Origin of the sequence: Amycolatopsis sp. NPDC026612, from assembly GCF_040638285.1 — a bacterium.
In the GTDB taxonomy this organism is placed as follows: Bacteria; Actinomycetota; Actinomycetes; order Mycobacteriales; family Pseudonocardiaceae; genus Amycolatopsis.
The window spans coordinates 211,382-234,959 of the sequence record NZ_JBEZYB010000004.1 but is presented as its reverse complement, the minus strand read 5'-3'; the positions used below and the strand labels follow the sequence as shown (position 1 = coordinate 234,959).

21 protein-coding genes are annotated in these 23,578 nt (G+C 72.1%); 10 read left to right on the top strand and 11 right to left on the bottom strand.

What is annotated here, in order from left to right:
- The first annotated feature begins 5 nt into the window (after positions 1-5).
- The 3 genes from AB0F15_RS06660 (at position 6) to AB0F15_RS06650 (ending at position 2,878) form a co-directional block, all read left to right on the top strand.
- Complete coding sequence (locus AB0F15_RS06660) at positions 6-206, top strand: ferredoxin (protein ID WP_360266206.1); 201 nt, start codon at positions 6-8, stop codon at positions 204-206.
- Positions 203-1,378: an FAD-dependent oxidoreductase gene (locus tag AB0F15_RS06655; RefSeq protein WP_360266203.1), complete on the top strand. Its 1,176-nt coding sequence runs from the start codon at positions 203-205 to the stop codon at positions 1,376-1,378. Before AB0F15_RS06660 ends, AB0F15_RS06655 begins: the two co-directional genes overlap by 4 nt.
- Positions 1,379-1,468: 90 nt before the next feature.
- The gene (locus AB0F15_RS06650) at positions 1,469-2,878 is read left to right on the top strand and encodes a BNR repeat-containing protein (RefSeq protein ID WP_360266200.1); all 1,410 of its coding nucleotides are present in this window, start codon (positions 1,469-1,471) and stop codon (positions 2,876-2,878) included.
- Positions 2,879-2,881: 3 nt separating this feature from the next.
- On the opposite strand, the gene glmS is transcribed toward AB0F15_RS06650, so the two are convergent.
- On the bottom strand, positions 2,882-4,705 hold the full coding sequence (gene glmS, locus AB0F15_RS06645) for a glutamine--fructose-6-phosphate transaminase (isomerizing) (protein ID WP_360266197.1): 1,824 nt from the start codon (positions 4,703-4,705) through the stop codon (positions 2,882-2,884).
- A gap of 11 nt (positions 4,706-4,716) precedes the next feature.
- Positions 4,717-4,989 (bottom strand): hypothetical protein, encoded by a 273-nt coding sequence (locus AB0F15_RS06640; protein WP_360266194.1) that lies wholly within the window; start codon positions 4,987-4,989, stop codon positions 4,717-4,719.
- 96 nt (positions 4,990-5,085) lie between these two features.
- Between AB0F15_RS06640 and AB0F15_RS06635 the strand changes: the two genes are divergently transcribed.
- Complete coding sequence (locus AB0F15_RS06635; protein WP_360266191.1) at positions 5,086-5,817, top strand: class I SAM-dependent methyltransferase; 732 nt, start codon at positions 5,086-5,088, stop codon at positions 5,815-5,817.
- Here the strand turns inward: AB0F15_RS06635 and dapA are convergent, their stop codons facing one another.
- The gene (gene dapA, locus AB0F15_RS06630) at positions 5,818-6,663 is read right to left on the bottom strand and encodes a 4-hydroxy-tetrahydrodipicolinate synthase (RefSeq protein ID WP_360266188.1); all 846 of its coding nucleotides are present in this window, start codon (positions 6,661-6,663) and stop codon (positions 5,818-5,820) included.
- A 73-nt stretch (positions 6,664-6,736) separates the two neighbouring features.
- Here dapA and AB0F15_RS06625 point away from each other — a divergent pair, with 73 nt between their 5' ends.
- Together AB0F15_RS06625 and AB0F15_RS06620 are read left to right on the top strand one after the other, a co-directional pair.
- Entirely contained in the window at positions 6,737-7,669 is a 933-nt protein-coding gene (locus AB0F15_RS06625; protein ID WP_360266185.1) for a LysR substrate-binding domain-containing protein, read from the top strand.
- Between the two features lie 75 nt (positions 7,670-7,744).
- On the top strand, positions 7,745-8,122 hold the full coding sequence (locus AB0F15_RS06620) for a hypothetical protein (protein ID WP_360266408.1): 378 nt from the start codon (positions 7,745-7,747) through the stop codon (positions 8,120-8,122).
- On the opposite strand, the gene AB0F15_RS06615 is transcribed toward AB0F15_RS06620, so the two are convergent.
- Genes AB0F15_RS06615 through AB0F15_RS06605 form a run of 3 tightly spaced genes read right to left on the bottom strand, consistent with a single transcriptional unit; the run spans position 8,112 to position 10,488 of the window.
- Positions 8,112-8,456: an STAS domain-containing protein gene (locus tag AB0F15_RS06615; RefSeq protein WP_360266182.1), complete on the bottom strand. Its 345-nt coding sequence runs from the start codon at positions 8,454-8,456 to the stop codon at positions 8,112-8,114. The genes AB0F15_RS06620 and AB0F15_RS06615 overlap by 11 nt on opposite strands.
- Positions 8,453-9,691 carry a SpoIIE family protein phosphatase gene (locus AB0F15_RS06610; protein ID WP_360266180.1) on the bottom strand — a complete coding sequence of 413 codons (1,239 nt, stop codon included), beginning with the start codon at positions 9,689-9,691 and terminating at the stop codon, positions 8,453-8,455. The genes AB0F15_RS06615 and AB0F15_RS06610 overlap by 4 nt, the downstream gene beginning before the upstream one ends.
- The gene (locus tag AB0F15_RS06605; protein WP_360266177.1) at positions 9,688-10,488 is read right to left on the bottom strand and encodes an alpha/beta hydrolase; all 801 of its coding nucleotides are present in this window, start codon (positions 10,486-10,488) and stop codon (positions 9,688-9,690) included. The genes AB0F15_RS06610 and AB0F15_RS06605 overlap by 4 nt, the downstream gene beginning before the upstream one ends.
- A 205-nt stretch (positions 10,489-10,693) precedes the next feature.
- Here AB0F15_RS06605 and AB0F15_RS06600 point away from each other — a divergent pair, with 205 nt between their 5' ends.
- On the top strand, positions 10,694-11,710 hold the full coding sequence (locus tag AB0F15_RS06600) for a hypothetical protein (RefSeq protein WP_360266174.1): 1,017 nt from the start codon (positions 10,694-10,696) through the stop codon (positions 11,708-11,710).
- On the opposite strand, the gene AB0F15_RS06595 is transcribed toward AB0F15_RS06600, so the two are convergent.
- The 5 genes from AB0F15_RS06595 to AB0F15_RS06575 all read right to left on the bottom strand — a co-directional run bounded on the left by AB0F15_RS06595 (position 11,703) and on the right by AB0F15_RS06575 (position 20,098).
- Entirely contained in the window at positions 11,703-12,071 is a 369-nt protein-coding gene (locus tag AB0F15_RS06595; protein WP_360266171.1) for an STAS domain-containing protein, read from the bottom strand. The two genes, AB0F15_RS06600 and AB0F15_RS06595, sit on opposite strands and share 8 nt — an antisense overlap.
- Positions 12,072-12,294: 223 nt before the next feature.
- The gene (locus AB0F15_RS06590) at positions 12,295-13,263 is read right to left on the bottom strand and encodes a hypothetical protein (RefSeq protein ID WP_360266169.1); all 969 of its coding nucleotides are present in this window, start codon (positions 13,261-13,263) and stop codon (positions 12,295-12,297) included.
- 120 nt (positions 13,264-13,383) lie between these two features.
- Positions 13,384-16,302, bottom strand: coding sequence for a beta-galactosidase (locus AB0F15_RS06585; protein WP_360266167.1), 2,919 nt, complete (start codon positions 16,300-16,302; stop codon positions 13,384-13,386).
- 2 nt (positions 16,303-16,304) lie between these two features.
- Positions 16,305-17,342 carry a rhamnogalacturonan acetylesterase gene (locus tag AB0F15_RS06580; RefSeq protein ID WP_360266164.1) on the bottom strand — a complete coding sequence of 346 codons (1,038 nt, stop codon included), beginning with the start codon at positions 17,340-17,342 and terminating at the stop codon, positions 16,305-16,307.
- Positions 17,339-20,098, bottom strand: coding sequence for a hypothetical protein (locus AB0F15_RS06575; protein ID WP_360266161.1), 2,760 nt, complete (start codon positions 20,096-20,098; stop codon positions 17,339-17,341). The genes AB0F15_RS06580 and AB0F15_RS06575 overlap by 4 nt, the downstream gene beginning before the upstream one ends.
- A 295-nt stretch (positions 20,099-20,393) precedes the next feature.
- Between AB0F15_RS06575 and AB0F15_RS06570 the strand changes: the two genes are divergently transcribed.
- Genes AB0F15_RS06570 through AB0F15_RS06560 form a run of 3 tightly spaced genes read left to right on the top strand, consistent with a single transcriptional unit; the run spans position 20,394 to position 23,476 of the window.
- Positions 20,394-21,683 (top strand): extracellular solute-binding protein, encoded by a 1,290-nt coding sequence (locus AB0F15_RS06570; RefSeq protein ID WP_360266158.1) that lies wholly within the window; start codon positions 20,394-20,396, stop codon positions 21,681-21,683.
- A 15-nt stretch (positions 21,684-21,698) separates the two neighbouring features.
- The gene (locus tag AB0F15_RS06565; RefSeq protein ID WP_360266156.1) at positions 21,699-22,649 is read left to right on the top strand and encodes a sugar ABC transporter permease; all 951 of its coding nucleotides are present in this window, start codon (positions 21,699-21,701) and stop codon (positions 22,647-22,649) included.
- Positions 22,646-23,476 carry a carbohydrate ABC transporter permease gene (locus AB0F15_RS06560; protein WP_360266153.1) on the top strand — a complete coding sequence of 277 codons (831 nt, stop codon included), beginning with the start codon at positions 22,646-22,648 and terminating at the stop codon, positions 23,474-23,476. Before AB0F15_RS06565 ends, AB0F15_RS06560 begins: the two co-directional genes overlap by 4 nt.
- Positions 23,477-23,578: the final 102 nt, after the last annotated feature.

Below are 23,578 nucleotides of genomic sequence, written 5' to 3'. Positions count from 1 at the left end.
CAGCCATGAAGGTCACCGTGGACGAAGCCAAGTGCTGCGGCGCCGGCACCTGCGTGATGCTCGCTCCGGACGTGTTCGACCAGCGCGACGACGACGGCATCGTCATCCTGCTCGACGAACACCCCGGTGCGGAACTGCACGCGACCGTCCGCGAGGCGGCGAGCGTGTGCCCGGGCGTCGCGATCTCCGTGAGCGAGGGGCAATGATCGACGGCGTTCTGGTCGTCGGTGCCTCGGCCGCCGGGCTCGCGACCGTGGAAGCCTTGCGTCGCAAGGGGTACGCGGGGCGGGTGACCGTGCTGGGCGCCGAGGCGCACCTGCCCTACGACCGGCCGCCGCTGTCCAAGCAGATCCTCGGCGGGAGCTGGACGCCGGAGCAGGGACAGCTGCGGACGCCGGCCGCGCTGTCCGCATTGGCCGCCGAATTCGTGCTCGGCGACCCGGCGGTGCGGCTGGACGCCCGTGCGCGCACGGTGCACACGGCGGCCGGCCGGGCCCTGACCGCGGACGCGGTCGTGCTCGCCACCGGGTTGCGGCCGCGCACGCTGCCCGGGCAGGACGGCCTCGCGGGTGTCCACGTGCTGCGCACGCTCGACGACACGCTCGCCCTGCGCGCGGACCTCGCGCCGGGCAAGCAGGTGGTGGTCGTCGGGGACGGCGTGCTGGGTGCGGAGATCGCCGCCACGGTGTGCGGGACGGGTGTGCCGGTCACCCTGGCCGGTCCCCAGCCCGCGCCGCTGGCTTACCAGTTCGGCCCCCTGGTGGCCGGGCTGCTCGCCGAGGTGCACGCGAGCCGGGGCGTCCACCTGCGGCTCGGCTCCGCGGTCACCGGGCTCGCCGCGGAGGACGGCCGGGTCGCCGGGGTGCGGCTGGCGACGGGCGAGGTGCTGCCCGCCGACGTCGTCGTGGTCGCTTTCGGTGCCGCGCCCGTGACGGAATGGCTGGCGGGCAGCGGAGTGCGGTGCGACAACGGGGTCGTGTGCGACTCCCGGTGCCGGGCGGCGGACGGGATCTACGCGGCGGGCGACGTCGCCCGCTGGCACCACGAAGGGCTCGACGCGCTGCTGCGGCTGGAAAACCGGACCAACGCCACCGAGCAGGCGGTCGCCGTCGCGGGGAACGTCCTCGGCGAAGACCGCCCGTACACGCCGGTGCCCTACTTCTGGACCCACCAGTTCGACGTCCGGATCCACGTGCACGGCACCCTCACCGCGGACGCCGAAGTGTCCATTGTGGAAGGTTCGGTCCCGGACGGGCGGTTCGTCGCCCAGTACCGCCGCGGGGGTGCCGTCACCGGCGTGCTCGGCTGGAACATGCCCAAGCAGGCCCGGCAGCGGCGCCAGGACATCGCCGGGGCGGTCCTCGCCGGGAGGGCCTGAGCGGAACCCCACCCATCCGCCGGTTGACGGCGGTCCGGCGTGGGCCGATCCTTGTTCGCGTTAACACTCACGCGCGGGGAAGGGTGGGCCATGGCCGCGAAGAGAGCGCTTTCCCGGATCCTCGGCGTGCTGGTGGCCGCGGCGCTGCCGCTGCTGCCCGCCACGCCCGCCGAGGCGGCCGTGTCCGTCGTCAAGGTCGCCGACACCCAGCTCGACGCGACAGCGTTGTACTTCGTGTCCTACGACGGGCTGGTGAACAACGACTCCTTCCAGCAGAGCGGCATCTTCGGCTACGCGGGTTACCAGTACGCGGCCTGGTACACCGCGGACCGCAGTGCCGTGGTGGCCCGGCGGGCCGGGTCCGCGGGCGCTTGGCAGACCGTCACGCTGCCGCACAAGCTGACCGTGGACGACTCGCACAACGTCATCTCGATGGGGGTTTCACCCGAGGACGGCCGGCTGCACGTGGCCATGGACACCCACGGCAACCAGGTCTACTACACCGAATCGGTGGCGGGGCTGCTGTCCGCGCCCGCTTCGCACGCCTGGACGTCTTCGGCGTTCGGCGCGGTGCAGCGCACGCTGAACGGCGTCGACCTCGGGGCGATCACGTACCCGCAGTTCGTGGTCACGCCGGAGCGCAAGCTGCAGCTCAGCTACCGGACCGGGGCCTCCGGCAACGGCACCAACGAGCTCGCGGAGTACAGCGGCGGCAGCTGGCGCAAGCTCGGGAAGTGGTCGTCGGCGACCGGCTCGTGGACGTCGAACGGCGTCACCAGCACAACGCGCAACATGTACCTGCACGGCATCACCTACGGGCCCGGTGGCCGGCTGCACGCCGCATTCACCTGGCGGGAAGGCAACTCCGGGGTGCTGTGCAACTCCGGTGGCCTGGCCAACCACGACACCGGTTACGTCTACAGCGACGACCGCGGCCGGACGTGGCGGAACAACGCCGGCGCGGTCGTCGCCACGACGGGCGGCACGCCGGTGGCCGTGTCCTCGCCCGGCACGGTCGTCGACCCGCTCGGCGTCGACCACGCGCTGATGAACCAGGAGAGCCAGGCCGTCGACTCCGCCGGGCAGCCGCACGTCGTGGTCAGCTACGTGCCCGGGCGGTTCACCCAGTGCGTCACGAACTACTCCGCGCAGCGCAAGCAGTACGGCCGGACCTTCTTCCTGAGCCGGGCGGTCGACGGCAGCTGGACCAAGCGCGAAGTGCCCGTCGCACCCGAATCCACCCAGCGCACGAAGCTGGTCTTCGATCGCGGCGACAACGCTTACCTGGTGATGCCGTACGGGCGGATCGTCGCGGCGACCAAGGCGAGCGGCTGGACCGACTGGAAGACGGTGTACAGCCCGGACCTCCGCGCCTTCGGCGAGGTCGACGTCGACGACTCGCGGCTGGCCACCGACGGGGTGATTTCCGTGCTGTACCAGCAGGTCTCGAGCGGGACGACGCCCTCGCCGATCCGGGTGGCCGACTTCCGCCTCGGCTGACGCTCACTCGACCGTGACGGACTTGGCCAGGTTGCGCGGCTTGTCGATGTCGTAACCCAGCGTCAGCGCGGCGTGGTAGGCGAGCAGCTGCAGCGGGATGGTCAGGAGGATCGGGTCGAGTTCCGGCTCGGTCTTGGGCACCACGATCCGCGGGACGTCGAGTTCGCCGAAGTCGACGTTGCCGTGGGTCACGGCCAGAACTGCGCCACCGCGGGCCTTGATCTGCTGGACCGCGGCCAGGTTGCGCTCGGTCAGCTCGTCCGACGGCACGACGGCGACGGTCGGGAGCGCCTCGTCGATCAGCGCGAGCGGGCCGTGCTTGAGCTCCGAGGTCTGGTAGGCCTCGGCGTGGCGGTAGGAGATCTCCTTGAACTTCTGCGCGCCCTCCCTGGCCACCGGGAAGCCGCGGACGCGGCCGACGAAGAACAGGCTCTTCGCGGCGGCGACGGTCTTCGCGTGCTCGGCGATCTCCGGCTCGAAGTCCAGGATGGCCTTGATCTGGCCGGGCAGCGCGCGGATCGCGTCGATGATCCGCTGACCGTCCGCATTGGACAGATCGCGCACCCGGCCGAGCGCGAGCGCCATCAGGGCGAACCCGACGGCCATGTTGGTCAGCGCCTTGGTCGAGGCGACCGCGATCTCCGGGCCGGCGTGCAGGTAGACGCCGCCTTCGCAGGCGCGGGCGATCGTCGAGCCGACGACGTTCACCAGGCCGACGACCCGGCCGCCCTTGCGCTTGATCTCCTCGACGGCGAAGGCGGTGTCGATCGTCTCGCCGGACTGGCTGACCGCGATGTAGAGGGTGTCGGCTTCGATGATCGGGTTGCGGTAGCGGAACTCGGACGCGGCCTCGGCGTCGGCCGGGATCCTCGCCAGCTCCTCGATCATCGTCGCGCCGATCTGGCCGACGTAGTAGGCCGAGCCGCACCCGAGGATCTTCACGCGGGCGAACCCGCGCAGCTCGCGCGGCGTCAGGTTGAGCCCGTCCAGGCGGGCGACGCCGAACCGGTCGTCCAGGCGGCCGCGGATGATCCGCTCGACGGATTCGGGCTGCTCCTGGATCTCCTTGGCCATGTAGTGCGGGTAACCGCCCAGGTCCAGGTCTTCGGCGTCGATGTCGATCTCGGTGGCCGGCTTGGTGGTGTCGCTCTCGTCGACGGTGAACGTGCGGTAGCCGGTGGCGAAGACCGTCGCGAACTCGCCGTCGTCCAGGTGGGCGACCTGCGAGGTGTGCCGGACCAGCGCGGCGAGGTCACTGGCGACGAACATCTCCCGCTCGCCGACGCCGATGATCAGCGGCGAGCCGTTGCGCGCGATCACCAGGCGGTCCGGGTGCGCGCTGTCGGTGACGGCGATCGCGTACGTGCCGGTGATCCGCGAGACCGCTGCCACGACGGCGTCTTCGAGGGTTTCGGCGCCCGAGCGCGCGATCAGGTGGGCGAGGACCTCGGTGTCGGTTTCGGACTTGAGCTCGACCCCGGCCTCGGCGAGCTGGGCGCGCAGGGCGTCGGCGTTGTCGATGATGCCGTTGTGGACGACGCAGACGCGGCCGTCCTCGGACGTGTGCGGGTGGGCGTTGGCCTCCGACGCGGGCCCGTGCGTGGCCCAGCGCGTGTGCCCGATGCCGACCTTGCCGGCGAGCCGCTTGGGCAGGGCCGCGGTGAGGTTCCGGACCCGGCCGACGACGCGGTGGACCTGGACCCCGCCCTTGGTGCCGAGCACGGCGATCCCGGCGGAGTCGTAGCCGCGGTACTCCAGCCGGGTCAGGCCTTCGAGCAGGATGGGGGCGGCGTTCTGGCCGCCGATGTAGCCGACGATTCCGCACATGGCGAACCTTTCTAGCCGTAGACGATGCGGCGCAGCTGCCGCTCGGAGAGGACGGGCGCGGCCACCAGGCGGCCGCGGAGCTCGGCGGCGACCAGCCGGAAGATCTCGGGGTTCTTCCGGCCGCGGGCCTGCAGCTCGGCGTGCCGACGGCGGACGTAGTCCTCGGTGGGAGTCCGGTAGAAGGCCAGGACGTCGTCGACGACCCGGGCGGCGACCCCCGGCGGCAGGCCGGTGGACGCGGCCACCCGCTCGACGATGTCGGTGTCCTCCACGCGGGCCATCATGCCCTGCGGCGATGGCGAAGCCCAAATTCTTGCCCGAAATCGGGCAAGTCTTAATTAGCTGGACAGTTTCCGCGGTGCTGGAAGAGGGTGGATGGCGTGCGCCAAGAAGAAATTTGGGACGTCGAAACGGCCGAGCGGTACGACACGCCGGGCCGCGGCGTGTTCGCCCCCGAGGTCGTGGGGCCCGCGGTCGACCGGCTCGCCGCGCTGGCCGAGGGCGGCCGGGCGCTGGAGTTCGCGATCGGCACCGGCCGCATCGCCGTCCCGCTCGCCGAGCGTGGGGTGCCGGTCACCGGCATCGAGCTGTCCCGGCCGATGCTGGACCAGCTCCGCAAGAAGGCGGCGATCCCGGTCGTCGCCGGCGACATGGCGACCGCCACCGCGCCGGGCCGGTTTTCGCTGGTCTACCTGGTGTACAACACGATCTCGAACCTGCTGGCCCAGGACGAACAGGTGGAGTGCTTCCGCAACGCCGCACGCCACCTGGACCCGGGCGGCCGGTTCGTGATCGAGCTGGGCGTCCCCGAGCTGCGGCGGCTCCCGCCGGGGCAGGACGCGCTGGTCTTCCGCGCCGAGCCCGGTTACTTCGGGGTGGACACCTACGACACCGTGCGCCAGCACCTCGTCTCGAACCACGTCACCTTCGCCGAGGGACGCGAGGCGCGGCTGAGCCGTTGTCCGCAGCGCTACATCTGGCCGGCCGAGCTGGACCTCATGGGCCGGCTGGCCGGGTTCGAGCTGGAGTCCCGGCACGCGGACTGGGCCGGCGCGGAATTCACGACGGAGTCGAGATCGCACGTTTCGGTCTACCGGCTGCCGGACCGGTGATCAGGCGGGCACGGCGGTCTTCGCCTCGACCAGCGGGAGCCGCACGCTCGCGGACGGGATGATCCCCAGTTCCACCAGCGCGGCCTTGGCGTTCGCCGCGCCCGTCCCGGAGCGCATGAGGGTGTCCGTCAACGGGAGCAGGCTGTCGTTGATCGCCCTCGCGGAGCCGAGATCGCCGCGGCGGACGGCCCGGATGAGCTCCGCGGTGCGGTCGGCCGCCACGTTGGCCACGACGCTGACCAGGCCCGCGGCGCCGCACGCGAGGTACGGCAGGTTGAGCCCGTCGATGCCGCAGTAGTACGCCAGCGACGTCCGGGACAGCACCGTCATCGCTTCGAACAGGTCACCCTTGGCGTCCTTCACCGCCCGGATCCGAGGGTGGCCGGCCAGCTCGATCAAGGTCGAGGGCGCCATCGCGACGCCGGTCCGGGCGGGGACGTCGTAGAGCATCACCGGCAGCTCGGTGGCGTCCGCCACGGCCAGGCAGTGAGCGAGCACGCCGTCCTGCGTCGGCCGGGAGTAGTAGGGGCAGACGAGCAGCAGCGCGTCCGCGCCGGCCGCCTCGGCTTCACGGGCCCGGCGGATGCTCGTGGCCGTGTCGTGGGTGCCGACGCCGGCGATCACCCGCGCGCGGTTCCCCGCCTGCGCTGCCACGGCCCCGACGAGGCCGGCGGATTCGGCGTCGGTCAGCGTCGGGGATTCGCCGGTGGTCCCGCCGACGACGATGCCGTCGCACCCGGTGGCCAGCAGGTGCTCGACGAGCCGGGTGAGGCCGGGTTCGCTGAGCGCGCCGCCGGGCTCCATGGGGGTCACCATCGCGACGAGGTTCGTGCCGAAGTCGGTCATGCGCCGACCTTGCCCGGGAACGACTGGTGCGGTCCAGCGATGCTTTTTTGCCGGTATTGGGTAGCCTGGCTTCATGATCGAGGTGGGTGCGCTGCGGGCGCTGCGCTCGGTGGCCGCCCTCGGGACGCTGGCGCGGGCGGCCGAGGAACTCGGGTTCACCGCATCCGCGGTGTCGCAGCAGATCAAACGGCTGGAACGCCAGGTCGGGGTGCCGGTGCTCGCGACGGCGGGCCGCGGGGTCGTGCTGACGCCGGCCGGCCAGGCCATCGCCGACTCGGCACCCGAGGTGTTCCAGGCGCTGGAGCGCTGCGCCGAAGCCGCCCGGTCGGTGTCGGCAGGCGCGCCGCGGGGCACGCTCCGGGTGGTGGCCTTCTCGACCGCCATCCGCGGTCTGCTCGCGCCCGTCGTGCCCCGGCTGGCGGCGCGGTGCCCGGACCTGCGCGTGCACCTCACCGAGCAGGACCCGGACGAGGCACTCCACAGCGTCGGCGCGGGAACGGCCGGCCTCGCCCTCGTCCACGACGCCGACGGGTTGTTCCCCGCTCCGTTGCCGTCGTCGCTGGCCCGACGGTGGGTGCACACCGACGTCGGCGACGTGGTCATGAGCCGCACGCACCCGCTCGCCCGCCTCGACGCGTCGCTCGGCGAGGCCGCGCTGGCCGGTCACCCGTGGGTGACCAGTCCGCCGGGAACCGCGTGCCACCAGTGGTTCCGACGGTTGTTCGCGGAGGCGGGGACGGAACCGGACGTGCGGCACCTGGTCGACGACTTCGCGACCCAGCTGTCGCTGGTCGCCTCCGGGCAGGTCGTCGCGCTCATCCCGCGCCTCGCCCGGCCGCCGTTGGGGGTGGAGCTGATCGCCCGCCCCCTGCGGCGGCCGCCGAAACGGGAGGTCCACGCGGTGTGGCGGCGCAGTGCCGAGGCCAGCCCGGCGATCCGGGCGGTGCTGGCGGAGCTGGGCGCGGACCGGGGTGCGGCACCGGGCGGCGCTAGGGTCGACGGGTAGTCGACGGGGTAACGGAGTCGGTCACGAGGAGGCGTTGTGCCGGTCGCCGCCGCGATCGCGTTCACCTGGCTGGGCATGGTGCTGGCGATTTCGTTCCTGGAGGCACCGCTGAAGTTCCGGGCCCCCGGGGTGACCCTGCCGCTCGGGCTCGGCATCGGCCGGGTGGTGTTCGCCGCGCTCAACCGGGTCGAGGCCCTGTTCGCGGTGGCGCTCATCGCGTGCCTCGTGGTGGGGACGCGGACCGTCGCGGCGGTGGTCCTCGGCGCCGCGGTGGTGCTGGTGCTGCTCGTCCAGCTGGTGGCCGTCCGCCCGGCACTGACCCGCCGTTCGGATCGGGTGCTGGCCGGGGAAGCCGGGCCGCGCAGCCACGCGCACTTCGGCTACATCGGACTCGAGGTGCTGAAGGTGGCCGCCCTGGTGGCCTTCGGCGTCGTCGCGCTGCTCAGCCCCTGAACGCGTCTTCGGCGCTCGCGTAGGTGGGGAAGAAGCCCGCGAGGCCGATCAGCCCGAACGTCCGGCTCAGCCGGGCGGGGACGGCGACCAGCGCGACGCCGGCTCCGGCCGCTTCGGCGACGTTGCGGGCGGCGATGAGCGCCGAGATGCCGCTGGAGTCGCAGAAGGTCACCCCGGCCAGGTCCACCACCAGCAGCTGTCCGCGCTCCAGGACGAGGGCGGCGATCCCGGCGCGGAGCCGGGGTGCGGTGGCCACGTCGAGTTCGCCCTCGACGGTGATGACCGGACCTGTCCCGCTGGGGCGGGTGGCGACGGAGAACGGGGGACCGGTCACGGTCGATCACCGCCGGGCAGCGGGATGCTCAGCGCCAGCAGGGCGGTGTCGTCCTCGACGCCGTCGCCGAAGCCGGCGAGCAGGCCGGTCACTGCCGTGATCACCGCGGGCGCCGTGGTCGGGGCCAGGCCGGTCAGGTGCTGCTGCAACTGCTCCTCGCTGTACCGGACGCGGCCCTGCGTGCGGGCTTCGGTCAGCCCGTCGGTGTAGAGCAGCAACGTGTCGCCCGGCGTCAGGAGGACGTCCATGGCGGCGAAGCGCGCGTTGGGCAGCGCGCCGACCAGCTGGCCGCCCGGGAGGTCCAGGAACGCGGACGTGCCGTCGGCGCGGATCAGCAGCGCCGGCGGGTGCCCGCCGGTGGCCAGGGTGACCGCCGCACCGTCGCCGTCCGGCCGGATGTGTCCGTGGATGACGGTGCAGTAGCGCGGATCGGCGCCGCGGTACTCGCGGTGGAGCACGGTGTTGAGGCGGTGCAGCACGGTGGCCGGATCGGGGTCGTGCACCGCGGCGGCGCGCAGCGTGTAGCGCGTCAGCGACGTCACCACGGCCGCGGCGGCGCCCTTGCCGGACACGTCGCCGAGGAAGAACCCCCACGTGTCGCCGGTCAGCGGGAACAGGTCGTAGAAGTCGCCGCCGACCTCGTCGGCCGACGCGGGGTGGTAGTACGCCGCGACCTGCATGCCGGGCACCTCGGCCAGCGCGGGCGGCAGCAGGGTCTGCTGCAGCGTCCGCACCAGCCGCTGCACCCGGTCGCGCTCGCGTTCCGCTTCTTCGCGGGCCCGCAGCAGTTCCTGCTCGTAGGCGCGCCGGTCGCGGGCGTCGAAGATCGTGGTGCGGATCAGCTGCGCCTGCCCGTCGCTGCCGGTCTTCACCGTCGAGGTCACCAGCACCGGCAGCCGGGTGCCGTCCGCGGCCTTCAGTTCGAAGGCGACTCCGCCGAGCTCCCCCTGCATGCGCAGGAGGGGCGCGAAGTGCGTCTCGTGGTAGATCCGGCCGCCGACGGTCAGCAGCTCGGCGAACCGGCGCCGGCCGACCACCTCGTCGCGTTCGTAGCCGAGCCAGCCGAGCAGCGTCGCGTTGATCTTCGCGATCGTGCCGTCCAGCAAGGTCGACAGGTACCCGCAGGGTGCGTGCTCGTAGAGGTCTTCCGCGCTGTCCTCCAGCAATGCCGAGAACGCCGGGGCGGCGCTCTCCTGACCGTCGGGGCCGGGGTGGTCCCCGGCCTCGCACATCATGGACCGCTCACGAACGCCGTGATCGCGGCGCCCGTGGCCTCCGGCGCGCTGAGCTGCGGGCAGTGCCCGGTCGCGGCCAGCGTCACCAGCGTGCTGCCGGGGATCTGCTCCTGGGTGAACCGCCCCACCTCCGGCGGCGCGATGGCGTCGTTCGCGCACTCGAGGATCAGTGTCGGCACGGTGACCTTGGCCAGGTCGGCCCGGTTGTCGGAGAGGAACGTGACCCGGGCGAAGACCCGCGCGATCGCGGGATCGGTGCGGCAGAAGCTGTTCGTCAGCTCCTCGCCCAGCTCGGGGCGGTCCGGGTTGCCCATGATCACCGGCGCCATCGTCGCCGACCAGCCCAGGTAGTTCGATTCGAGCGAGTCGAGCAACTCGTCGATGTCGGCGCGGCTGAACCCGCCGCGGTAGTCCCCGTCGTCGAGGTAGCACGGCGACGGCGTGAGCAGCACCAGCTTCGCGAACCGGTCCGGCTCGGCGTTGGCCGCCAGCACGGCGATCATCGCGCTGACCGAGTGCCCCACCAGCACGACGTCACGCAGGTCCAGCTCGCGGCAGATCTCCAGGACGTCGCCGGCGTAGCCGTCGAGGCTGCCGTAGCGCTCGGGGGTCCAGGCGGACAGGTCCGAGCGCCCGGCGCCGGTGTGGTCGAACAGCACCACCCGGTACCGCCGCGCGAGTTCAGGGACGACGAGGCGCCACAGGTTCTGGTCGCAGCCGAAGCCGTGGGCGAGCAGGACCGTGGGCCCGTCTTCCCGGCCGGTGACGGTCACGTTGTTCCTGCTGCGCACGGTCACCGGGACATCCTGCCACCGAGCCGGCGGGAACGTGGAGCGAGCGGGGGTTTTCGGCCCCGGCGCCGGGGCCGACCCGTCGAGCAGGCAGTCCGCGCCTCGGTCCCGCCGGTGTCGGCGCTTGCGACGGTCGGGCGCACCACCGTCGCGCGGGTGAGGGGGTTGTTCCGGCCCGGCGGCTGGTGTACGACGTACATCCGGAGGGCGGATGCAGCTCAGGGGGATCAACTACGACACGGGTTTCGGTGGCGCGGTCGGCACTCGGTCGCGTGTCGCGTTCGAGCCCGCGGTGGTGCGGCGCGAGCTGGAGATCATCGCGACGGACCTGCACTGCACCACGGTCCGGATCAGCGGGGACGATCCGGACCGCCTCACCCTGGCCGCGCACGCAGCCGTCGACGCCGGGCTGGGGGTGTGGTTTTCGCCCTTCCCGATGGACCTCACCCCACCGGAGCTGGAGCCCTACTTCGCGGACTGCGCCCGGCGGGCGGAGGAGATCCGGGCGCGCGACCCGGAAACCGTGCTCGTGCTCGGCTGTGAGATGTCGCTGTTCTGCACCGGGTTCCTGCCCGGCGCCTTCTTCATCGAACGCCTCCGCAACGCGACGGATCCGGCCGCGTGGGCCGTCTTCTCCCGGGAGTGGGACTTCGGCGAGGTGCTGCGGGACCTCGCCGGCGTCGCGCGGCGGCACTTCGGCGGCCGGCTCACCTACGCGGCCGCGGACTGGGAGGAAATCGACTGGGCGGAGTTCGACTTCGCTGCCGTCGACCTGTACCGCTCGGCCGCCAACGCGGGTGACTACGCCCAGTGCGTGCGGAGCCACCTCGGCCACGGCAAGCCGCTGGTGATCACGGAATTCGGCTGCTGCACGCACCGCGGCGCGGCCGACGCGGGCGGCATGGGCTGGACGATCGTCGACTTCGAGGCCGACCCGCGTGCGCTGAAGGGCGACCACGTCCGCGACGAGGCCGGCCAAGCGGCGTACTTCACCGAGCTGATGGACGTCTTCGAGGCCGAAGGCGTGCACGGCGCATTCTGGTTCACCTTCGCCGCCTACGAGTGCCCGGCCGATCCCGACCCGCGGCGCGACCTCGATCTGGCCGGCTACGGCGCGGTCAAGGTCCTCAAGGGGCCGGAGGGCACGGCGTACCCCGGCCTGGCGTGGGAGCCGAAGGAGGTCTTCCACGCCATCGCGGCCCGGTTCGCGCCGCCCTCGGTCACCTGACGAGCGCGTCGGCCAGGGTGGTCGCGACGGCCAGCGCCTCGTGCAGGCCGGTCAGCTGGAGCGTCCGGTTGACGACGCCGTTTTCGGGGGCGACGACCCGGACCTGGGTGCCGGCCCCGGCTTCACGGCGTGCCTCGAGCAGCACCGTGATACCGATCGACGCGAGGAAAGAGACGTCGGACAGGTCGATCACCAGCAGTTCCGGCGCATCGGCGAGGGCCGCGGTGACCTCGTCGCCGAGCACGGAGGCGCTCAGCAGATCGATCTCACCCGCCACCGCCAGCACGACGGCGCCGTCGGCGGGGTGGGCGGTCACGTGCAGCAGGTCCTGGGGCCGGATCCGGTGGCCGTCGGCGGTCAATGGTGGATTCCCTTCTCCGTCATCCGGCAGGCGGGCTCCGGCGCCGGGTGGCCGGCCTGCTCCGGATCGGTAGTACCCCGTTTTCCGACGACGAAACATCCGGTGACCACCCGGACGGGTTACGTGGACCGGCGGGCCGCGGTGGTGCCGCCGGGCGCGGGTGGTGCAGCGGGCGCGGCCGCACAGTCCGGGAGGAACCGAGCCGCACGTGGGCTCGGCGGAGTCAGGTCAAGGGCTGGGACCGGTAGCGCGCGATCCGGTCGAGCAGGGTACCCACCGCCGGGTCGGCCGGGTGCTCGAGGAGCAGCCGCTCGAGCGGGGCCAGCCGGTCCTTCGGCCGGACCGATCCCACGGTGGCGGCCAGGTCGATCGCCGCCACCCCGACGCGGGTGGCCTCGTCGAAGTCACCGCCGAGTGCGTGGTTCTGCGCCAGCATGATCAAGGTCAGCGAGCGGCTGCGGGCCATGTCGGCGCCGTAGCGGGCCGCCGCGTCGGTCAGCTGGGTGATCGCCGGGCCGCTGTGGTGGATGGCGACCGCGCCGGCCAGCTCCGTGAGCACCGTGCCCCGCATCGCCGCCATGTCCGCTTCGCGGAAGAACGCCTCCCACGGACGTGGCCGCGGCCACGAACCCGCCTCGGCGAACGCCGCCTCGGCCGCCGCCAGCCGGGTCAGCGCCGTCCGCTCGTCCCGGCCCATCGCGAACGCCCACGCCTCGTTGGCCACGAGGATCGCCGTGGCGCGGCGGGAATCGGATCGGCGGGCCGCGGTCCGGCCGCGGGCGAACTCCGCCAAGGCGCCGGGGACGTCGTGGCGGTGCAGGTAAAGGCGGCCGAGCCGGTAACGGATGTTCGCCACCAGGTTGTCGTTGCCCGCCTCGGCCGCGAGGTCTAGCGCGCGCCCGAAGCGGCGCCGCGCCGGCTCTCCGTGGCCGATGTCGAACTCCGTCCAGCCCAGCAGGTTGTGCACGTCGGCCAGGACGGCGTACAGCCGGGCCCGCAACGCGTCCGGGACCCGGCCCCAGCGCAGCAGGAGGCTCGCCGTCTTGACCACCCGGACGGCGTCGCGGCAGAACCCGCCGCCCTGCCGGTAGTCCAGCGCCCGCAGGACACCGACGGCCGCTTCCAGCTCGGCGACGTCGGTGGGTTCGATGTCGATCGGAAGGGGCTCGCCGTCGTCCGTCGTCGTCACCATGACCTCACCTCGCGCTGGTCACGCATGGTCAGTCGTTGCTGCCGGCGCCACGGAAATACCCAGCGGCAGGCCGTGCGGAAACCGGCCTGCCGCGGGATCACCCGTTGGGGGAGGGCTACCTCAGCGCCGGTACCCGGGGGAGTCCACGAGCCGGACGGGGACGCCACCCCGGACGGTGCCGAGGTCGGTCAGCGCCACCGGTTCGAGGCCGTTGCCCGGACCGCCGTCACTGGTCACCGCCAGGGCGAGGGTGTTGCGGCCGTCGGGGTTCAGGATCCCGGTCGGCAGCACGAACGTGTGCTGCGGTCCCACGTCGCCGACGTACTGCCCGAGGTTCCACCCGTTGACGAAGATCAGCGTCCGGTACCGGCCGCCCGACCGCGGCTTCGCCGGATCGCCGATGGTCAAGCCGAGCGAAGCGTCGTGCCCCTTCGGCACGTCCAGGGTGAAGTTCGTGCGGTACCAGGTGGTCCCGGGGGCCGCCGTCGCGGCGGGCACCTGGGCCGCCGCCCACCGGCCGTCCGGGTAGCCGGGCAGGGACCAGCCGGCGCGCTCGCCGTCGAGGCCGCCGTTGTTCAGCGGGCCCCGCACCGGATCCGCGACACCGCCGCGGATCTTCCAGGCGGCTCCGGTGAGCGACGTCGAGATGAGCCCGCGGCCCTCCTTGTGGGTGTCGGTGACGTCGCCGTCCTCGTTGTGCCCGTTGTCGCGCACCATCACCGACAGGACGTGGTCTCCGCTCCCGCGCAGTTCCTCTGGCACGGTGAAGGTCGCCGTGCCGGTCGTCGGCGGGGCGGGCAGGGCACTCGGCAGCACGTGCTGGCCGAGGTAGTGCCCGTCGAGCCACGCCTGCAGCATCCCCGCACCGCCCGCGCCGTAGGTCAGGCTCAGCTCGGCCGGGACCGGCCCGCCGGAGTGCCCGCGGTACCAGACGTCGCCGGTGTGGAAGCCGTAGTCGTCGGCCGTGAGCACCGGCTGCCCGGCCGGCGGCTTGGTGGTGCTCGCGGTGCTCGTCCTGGTCGCGGCCGGCCAGGACGAGTCGTCGTAGGCGACCGCCGACTCGGGCGAACCGGCGGCCTGCTTCCAGCCGGTCAGCGCGGGGAGTTCGACCGCTGCCGGACCGCGGAGCTGCGTCAGCAGGCTCCCCGACGAGGTCCGCCGGGCCCCGACCGGCCGCCCGTTCCACGAAATCCACGCGCCTGGACCCCACACCTCCAGGTCGCTGTCCCGGGACGTGTCGCCGGTCAGCGCGAGCAGGCCGCCGTGGAGCCGGGCGGTGCGCAGCAGCGCGGGGCCGCGGACGAGGACGGGCCCGGCGGCGGTGTCCAGCCGCCAGAACGTGTCGGCGGTGGGGCTGTCGGCGAGCAAAACGGTGACCGGTGGCCGGCCGCCACCGGAGACCCGCACCCGGGCAAGTCCGTTGTGGACGTAGTTCAGCCGCAGGTCGCCGCGCGAGGCGTCCCAGGTGGACGTGACGTTCCCGGCCAGCACCTCGACCTTCGGCTCCCGGGGGTAGCGCAGGGTCGTCTCCCCGTCTTCGCCGGGACGCCCGTGCAGCAGCACGGTGCCGGCGGCCGAGGTCATGATTTCCGACGTCGAGTACACCAGGTGCTGACCCGCGAGGTCGAAGTTCGCCACCAGGTGCTTGGCGTCCTGGCCGTTCAGGCGCAGGGTGCCCGCCTGCGGGACCGTGTACGCACCGTCCGGAGTGGACACCGGGAAGGTGAAGACGTCGTTCGTCGTGGCCTTCGACGGGGTGTGCACCGGCAGGTAGAAGTGGGTCCGGGTGTCCGGGTTGACGTTGTGGTACACCTTCACGGCCGTCGAGGACGGCGTGACGGGCTCAGCCTTGTCCTGCTTGGTGATCGGCGGCACCGCCTGCAGGAAGTAGCCCAGTTCCTTCATCGTCAAGGCCTTCGGCCGCAGCTGACGCCCTTCGTCGATCGCCGCACCGTAGTCGTAGGAGCTGTAGACCACCGGCGCCGGCAGCCAGCCCCACGACGTGCCGCCGAAGGTCATGTAGAAGTTCTGGATGGTCAGCCCGTTCGCGATGTTGGTGCCGTAGAACACGCGCTCGTACCCGGGTCCCTGGCGGACGGCGGTGCACGGGTAGGTGCCGTTGCTGCCCCAGTAGTCGAACCAGCCGCCGCCGAACTCCGCGGTGAACCCCGGGGTGTTCGGGGACGCGCTCGCGCCGCCCTTCGCCCCGCCCGGCCCGTAGAGGCCCCAGTCGGGTGCGTTGCCGGGCGTGCCCGGCGTGGCGTCGGGCCGGCAGCTGCCGCCCGGGTAGGTGTCCCACGCGTAGAGGTCGACCTTGCCCGGCACGGTCCCCGGCACGCCGGAGTCCGGCGGCACCCAGATCCCGTTGCGGCCGCGGTCGTTGTGGAAGATCGGGACGCCGATGCCGTCCGCCCGCACCTTGTCGTGGAGGTGGGTGACGTAGTTCTGCTGCGCCACGCCGGTGGCGGCCAGCTCGTTCTCGATCTGGTAGAGGACCACGGACCCGCGCCCGTCGACGTACTGGTGGCGCCCGATGACGCGGTCGATCGCGGTCAGCCACTCGTCGGCCGCGGCCAGGTAGTCGGGCGCGTCGCTGCGGGCCGTGCCCTGCTGCGTGGCCAGCCAGCCGGGGAAGCCGCCGCCGGTGACCTCGGCGTTGATGTACGGTCCGGGCCGGGCGATGACGTACAGCCCCGCTTCGGCGGCGAGGTCGAGCACCTTGTCCATGTCGCGGACGCCGGTGAAGTCGTACACCCCGGGCGCGGGCGAGTGGTAGTTCCAGTCGAAGTAGATCGAGACCGCCGTGTAGCCGGTGGCCTTCATCTTCTGCAGCACGTCCCGCCACAGGTCCGGGCTCGGCAACCGGAACGGGTGGAACTCGCCCGACCAGAGGAACTGGCGGTGCCCGTCCAGCATGAGCGAGTACTTGTCGAACGTGATCCGGTGCTTGGCGGGCGGTGCCGCTTCGGCCACGGGTGCGCTGCTCACCCCGGCCGCCGTGGCGAGGGCGAGCACGAAGGCGAGAAGACGGCGTCGCATCGTCAGAGCCTTTCGGGACGCAGGAAGTGCGCGAGCGGCAGCCGGGCCTGGACCATGGCGCGCGCGACGAGCGCGGCGAACTGCTCGGCGCCGTACCGGCTGAGGTGGGTCGCGTCGTCGACGCCGTCGTGCGCGAGCGTCAGGTACAGCGGCCAGGACGCGGCTTCCCCCAGGCTTTCCAGCAGCGCCTGGCTGCGGGCGGTCAGGTCGAGCAGCGGGATCTCCTGCTGCCGGGCGACGTCCCGCAGCACCGCGGGCAGGTCCACGCCGAGGTTGTTGACCACGAGACCGAGCGGCGTGAGCTTCCCGTCCGCGCCGAACCGGTGCCGCACCGGGGGTGTGACCAGCACGGGCGCCCCGCCCTGCGCGCGCACCCCGGCGATCAGGGTGGCGAGGTTGGCGCGGTAGACGGCTTCGGTCGTCTGCTTGTCGTTGTGCGCCAGCTGGATCAGGGCCGTGTCCCCGGGCCGGATCATCGGGCGCACGCGGGCGAAGTAGCGCGGGTCGTCGAGGTAGCTGACCGTGCTCGCGCCGGACTGGGCGTAGTTCCGCACGCTCGGCCCGGCGCGGAAGAACTCCGGCAGGGCCTGGGCCCAGCCGTTCTTGGGCAGGTTGGTCCAGTCGGCGGCGGTGGAATCGCTGATGACGAAGATCCGCGGCGCCCGCGGCTTGGGCGTCACGTGGATCCGGACCGGCTGCGGGGCCGTCCCGGTGAGCCGCACCTGCAGCCCGGGGGTGCCCGGGCCGTCCTCACCGCTCGGCATGCCTTCCGGGGTGCGCACCTCGACGGTCACCGACCGGTGGACGTACTGCCCCGCCCGGGTGGCCACGGGCGCGAGCGCGATCCGCCGGGCCTCGACGTCGAGGCCGGTCGACCCGGCGTCCCGGCCGCCCAGGACCACGTCGACCTGGTAGTCACCCGCCGGCACGTCGAACGAGCACGTGGCGGCGCACACGGTCCAGTGCGGGGCCGCGTCCGCGACGGCCGGAACCGCGCCGAGCGCGAGCACGGCGGTCAACGCCGGTCCGAGGATCTTCACGGTGCTTCCTCCGGGGCGATGGCGAGCAGGGAAATGGTGGCCAGGTTCCGCTGGGCGAAGTCGTTCGTCGCGAACGTCGCGAAGTCGCCCGCGGGGTTCGTCATGGTCCGCGTGGGGATCTCCGTCACCGGACTGGCGACGGCGGAACCGGTGACGCGCTCCGCGGGCGGCCACGGCTTGCCCGCCGGGTCGCCGGTGAACTGGTCCCACCCGCGTTTGCGCAGGTTCGCGTCCCCGAGCTGCTCGCCCGCCCAGGCCGTGACGCGGGAGTAGATCGTCTTGAACAGCCCCGGGTTGAAGTCGCGGCCGTACCGGGCGATCTTCTCCGCCGACGGCGCCTGCGCGTAGCGGGCGAAGTCGAGGTAGGTCCGGCGGAACTCCGGGACGTCGACCAGATCGAGAGCTTCCCAGAGGATCTGCTCGCCGAGGAAGGCCATCGAGAGGTTGTAACCGCCCTCGAAGTCGCCCTTTTCCAGGTTGACCAGGTGGCCGGTCGCCGGGTCGAAGCCGACCGCACCGCCCGCCTCCCCGGTGAAGAGCCCGGCGGGGAACGTGGCGATGTCCTTCATGCCGGTGACGATCCGGTCGCGCCAGCGGACGTCGCCGGTGCGTTCCCACTCCGTCAGCCAGTTGCTGACCAGGGCGTACCAGTCGGGGCCGATCCGGACGCGCGCCGGCGCCTTGGTCTGCGGCGGCAGGACTTCGCGCAGCGGGTCCACCGTGCGCAGCGTCTCGTCCACCTGCAGCGACGACCGGATCAGTTCGCCCAGCAGCTCGTCGGCGGTGAGGTAGTAGGAGAACCGTTTCGTGAACGACTCGCCGACGCGCGCCTCCTTGGCGCCGTCGCCCCAGTGCACGACGCCGTGGCGCGACCCGAGGCCGGCGAACCGGCCGCTGTGGTGGGTGTCCACTTCGGACACGTGCTGGGTCATGGCGCGCGCCAGCCGGAACGTCCGGGGATCGCCCGAGCGCAGGAAGGCGTACCAGAGCAGGGCATCCGTGCCGAGTTCGGCGTTGTCCCAGGCGTACCCGCCGACGTCGTAGCGCCATTCGTGGCGGTCCGCGTCGTAGGTGTGCATGACGTCGCCGTAGTGCCAGAACCCGTACCACTCGCGCTCGTCGACCTGGTCGGCGTAGAACCCGATTTCCCGGGCGATCCCGTCTTCGAGGGCCGCGCGGGCGGGCGTGCTGCGGTCGGGCAGGCTCCAGCGGCCGAACACCCCGGCCGCGTGGTAGGTGGCCGGGTCGGCGACGAGCTGCGGCGGCGCGGTCAGCGTGGCCGAGAGCGCGGCGATCGTGTCCCGGGACGGCGTCGCCGCCAGCGCCCACAGCTGCAGCTCGGTGGACCGCACCATGCCTTGCGGGGTCGCGAAGCCTTCCTGGACGTCTTCGTAGGACAGGTCGAGCCCGTGGGCGACGGTGTCGTACGTGCGCAGGTCCATCGCGGGCGCCAGCGGGGAGTACGACCAGAGCGTCACCGAAGCCGTGTCCGTGGCCGCGCCGCGGATCTCCAGCGAGCGCGGGGCGCGCTGCCAGAAGTCGCGCAGCCCGAAGCCCAGGCCGCCGCCGACCCCGCCGACGTAACCGAAGCCGGACGCCCGGTCGCCGCGGCCCGCGTGCTTCAGCCAGCTGCCCGCGGCGCTGGTGCGCTTCCACACGGCGAAGTGGCGGGCGGACTCCTGGAACAGCGTGAAGTCGTTCCACAGCGCGAGACTCTGGTAGCCGTCCCGGACCTGCTGGCCCCACTGCGCGACCGGTGGCGTGGCCGTGCCGTCCGTCTGGGCTTTTCGGACCGCCGAGCCGGGGTCGCGGCGCAGGCCGGTGAGCACCCGGACGGGCTCGCCCCACACCCCGCCGGACGCCGTGCCGAAGCGGACGTGCCGGTTGTGCGGCTCGTCGGTCAGCGGAACCGAGAACCGCAGGCCGAGCCCGCGGACGAAGTCGTGGTTTTCGTCGGCGTCCCAGCGGAAGCTGTGCACCACGCGCAGGGAGTCGTCGCCCGCGCCGAGGTAGATCCGCAGCGTCCAGGGGAGGATCGCGCGGGTGCCGCGGCCGCGGTCCCGCCGGTAGCGGCCGGTCAGCTTGACCACCGCGCGCACCGGGCCCGATTGCTCGACCTCGGCGCGTTCGACGATCCCCGTCCAGTCCTCGCGGCGGGGCGCCCGGGTGTCGTCGACGTCGTCCGGCTGGTCCTGCAGCCGCAGCACGAGTTCGCCGTCGCGGGCGACGACCCGCCCGGCCCTGGCGATCGACGGCACGGCGAAGGCACCGGTCGTGGCGATCTTCAGCTCGACCGTTCCGTTCGCCACGACGATTTCGCGGGGCGATCGGCGCACGGTGACCGGTGCCGGTGGCGCCGCGGGGGTGCCGGCCGCCAGCGCGAAGGTCTCCGCGGTGGCGGCCGAGGACACGGCGTGCCCGGTCCACTTGACCGAGCCGTCCGGCCAGTAGGCCAGCGGCCACGACTGCACCGGAACCGGTGCGCCGTCGGCGGCGTGCAGAGCCAGCGGGACGTTCCTGGACAGCGTTCCCCGTGCCCACGGGACCCCGAAGGCGCAGCCCACCGAGGCGGCGGGCCTGCCGTCCAGCCAGTGCAGGCGCACTTCGCCGCCGGCCGCCGCGGGCGTGGCCGCCGGCGCGGGGGCCGCCGCGGCCCCCGGTGGCGCGGCGGCCGTGGCGGCCGTCGCGGCCAGGGCGGACACGCCGCCGAGGAAGACTCTTCTGGACAGGGGGAACTGGGGGGACTGCGGGGACATCGTCGGCCTCCGGATCAGCTCGTCACCGCCGAGATGAACCGATTCAAACCAGACGGTTCAGTGGTTGTCAACCTGGGCGACCCGATCAGTCCAGTCCTTGAGTAAGCGCTTTCTCGGAGGGTGACCAAACGCTGCTGCGTCCGGCGGAATCATTCGATGCGTTCGAAGCAGACAGCGCTTTCTGGACCACCATTGCTGGTTGACGCCGCGAGCGAGCGGACTTACCGTGCTTGAACCGATTCAAGGCCGAATTCCGGTGAGATCGCCTGGGGTGCGATCGGAGAAGGGAAATCCGATGAACGGACGGTTCGGCGGGCTGCGCGCCGGCCTGGTGGCGATGGTGGCCGTCACGCTGGCGGGGCTGGTCACGGGATGCGGAGGCGGAGACGCCGCGTCGGGGAGCACGACGATCCGCTTCGTGTGGTGGGGCAACGAAGACCGCGCCAAGGTCACGAAGGCCGCGGTCGATCTGTTCATGAAGGACAATCCGGGCATCACCGTCCAGACGGAGTACGCCGCTTACGACGCGTACTTCCAGAAGCTCTCCACCCAGGTGGCCGGGGGCGCGTCGCCGGACCTGATCCAGCTGGACCGCGCGACGCTCGGCGAGTACCAGCACCGCCACGTGCTCGAGGACCTGACCTCGTCCGTGGGCAAGACGATCGACGTCACCGGGATCGCCCCCACGCTGCTGGCCGGCGGACAGGTCGAGGGCAAGCAGTACGCCGTGCCCGGCGGCCAGACCACGCAGATGCTCGCCTACGACCCCGCCGTCTTCACCAAGGCGGGCGTCGAACCGCCGTCCGGGCCGGGGAAGAGCTGGACCTGGGCGCAGTTCGGCGAGGCCCTCCGCAAGGTGGCGGCGACCGGGGTGGCCGGGACGACCGACTTCGGCTGGGCCATCGACTGGTTCGAGGTCTGGCTGCACCAGCAGGGCAAGCAGCTCTACGGCGACGACGGCAAGCTCGGGTTCACCGCCGCCGACCTGACGCGGTTCTGGACGCTGACCGGAGACCTGCGGGCGGCCAAGGCCGTCACCGCCCCCGAGGTCACCACGAAGATGGACGGCTCCATGCCGAACTCGGGCCTGGTCACCAAACACGCCGGGTCGGAGGTCAACTACGACTCCAGCCTCACCGCCTACCTGTCCAGTTACGGCCCGGGCATCAAGGCGGCGCCGCTGCCCACCGACGGCACGACGTCCGGCATGGCCGCGATGCCGCCGGTCACCTTCGCCGTCGCACAGCGCTCGGCGCACAAGGACGCCGCCGCCAAGCTGCTGAGCTTCCTGGTCAACAACCCCGAAGCCGGCAAGCTGCTGGGAGTCGCGCGCGGGCTGCCGCCGAACACCGCGATCCGCGAGCAGGTCTGCGGCGCCGCCCAGGCCGCCACGAAGGCGGTCTGCGACTACGAAAAGTCGGTCGCCGACCGGATCGGCCCGGCGACCGGCCTGTGGCCCACCGGATCCGCCGCGGTCAAGCGGGACTTCCAGCGCGTCTACGACGACGTGATCTTCGGCCGGACGAGTGTCGCCGACGGGGCCGCGCGCGTGGTGCAGACCGCGCAGCAGTCACTCGGGTCCTGAGGGAGGCCGCCGACGATGACGCAAGCTGTGCTGGACCGGCCGGGTGGGTCCGTGAAACCCGCCCGGCCCGTGCCCCGCCGCCGCCGGGCCGGCCAGGGCACCGGGTACCTGTTCCTGTCGCCGTGGCTGATCGGCGTGCTGGTGCTGACCATCGGCCCGATGATCGCGTCGCTGTACCTGTCGTTCACCGACTACGACCTGTTCGACGCGCCGCACTGGGTCGGCTTCGACAACTACGTCACGATGTTCACCCGCGACGACCGGTTCTGGCACGCCACCGGCGTGACCGCGCGGTACGTCGGCCTGTCGGTGCCGCTCAAGCTCGGCCTGGCGCTGGCGGTCGCGATGCTGCTGAACCGCGCCCACCGCGGCGCCGGGCTGTACCGCTCGGCGTTCTACGCGCCTTCGCTGCTCGGCGCGAGCGTGAGTCTCGCCCTGGTGTGGCGCGCGATGTTCTCGACCGGCGGCACCGCGGACCGGGTGCTGGCCGCGTTCGGCCTCGGCACCGGCGGCTGGGTCGACCGGCCGCAGTTCGCGCTGCTGACCGTGGTCGCACTGGCCGTCTGGCAGTTCGGGGCGCCGATGGTGATCTTCCTCGCCGGGCTCAAGCAGATCCCGAAGGAGCTGTACGAGGCGGCGGAACTCGACGGGGCCGGTCCCGTCCGCCGGTTCCGGTCGGTGACGCTGCCGATGCTGTCCCCGGTGCTGCTGTTCAACCTGGTGCTGGAGACGATCCACGCGTTCCAGTCGTTCACCGGCGCGTTCGTCGTCAGCAGCGGCCGCGGCGGCCCCAGCGACTCGACCCTGCTCTACACCCTCTACCTGTACCAGCGTGGTTTCACCGACTTCCGGATGGGCTTCGCCTCGGCGATGGCCTGGGTCCTGCTGGTGGTGATCGGCGTGCTCACCGCGCTGTTGTTCCGCGGCTCGCGCCGGTGGGTCTTCTACGCGGGGGAGGGCCGATGACCCGCCGGTCCTGGGCGTGGCACCTGCTGATGGTGGTCATCCTGGTGGTGCTGCTGTACCCGGTCGGCTGGCTCGTTTCGGCCTCGTTCAAGCCCGCGGAGGAGGTGCTGACCGGGCTCTCGCTGCTGCCGTCGCACCCGACCGGGGACAACTACACGCAGGTGTTCGGCGGAGTGGCCGGCTACAGCGTGTGGCACTACTTCGCCAACTCGGTGGTGATCTCCGTCGGCGCGGTGGTCGGCAACGTCATTTCCTGCTCGCTGGCCGCCTACGCGTTCGCGCGGCTGCACTTCCGCGGCCGCGGGCCGATGTTCGGGTTCATGCTCTCCACCATCATGCTGCCGCAGCACGTCGTGCTCATCCCGCAGTACGTCATCTTCCAGAAGCTCGGGATGGTCGACACGTTCTGGCCGCTCGTCCTGCCGAAGTTCCTGGCCACCGACGCCTTCTTCGTCTTCCTGATGGTGCAGTTCATCCGCGCCCTCCCCGGGGAACTCGACGAGGCCGCGACGATCGACGGCTGCGGGCCCGTGCGGACGTTCCGGTACGTGATCGCGCCGCTGCTGCGTCCGGCGCTGATCACCACCGCCATCTTCACGTTCATCTGGACCTGGAACGACTTCTTCTCCCAGCTGATCTACCTCAACGACCCCGGCCGGTTCACCCTGCCGCTGGCGCTGCAGATCTTCGTCGACCAGACGAGCCAGTCGGCGTTCGGCCCGATGTTCGCCATGTCGGTGCTCGCCCTGCTGCCGATCGGGCTGTTCTTCTTCGCCTTCCAGCGGTACCTGGTCGAGGGCGTGGCGACGTCGGGGCTGAAGGGATGAGCGCCCCAATGTGGCCTTCGGTGCGTTCAACGCACCCAAGGCGGCCTTCGGTGCGTTCAACGCACCCAAGGCGGCCTTCGGTGCGTTCAACGCACCCAATGT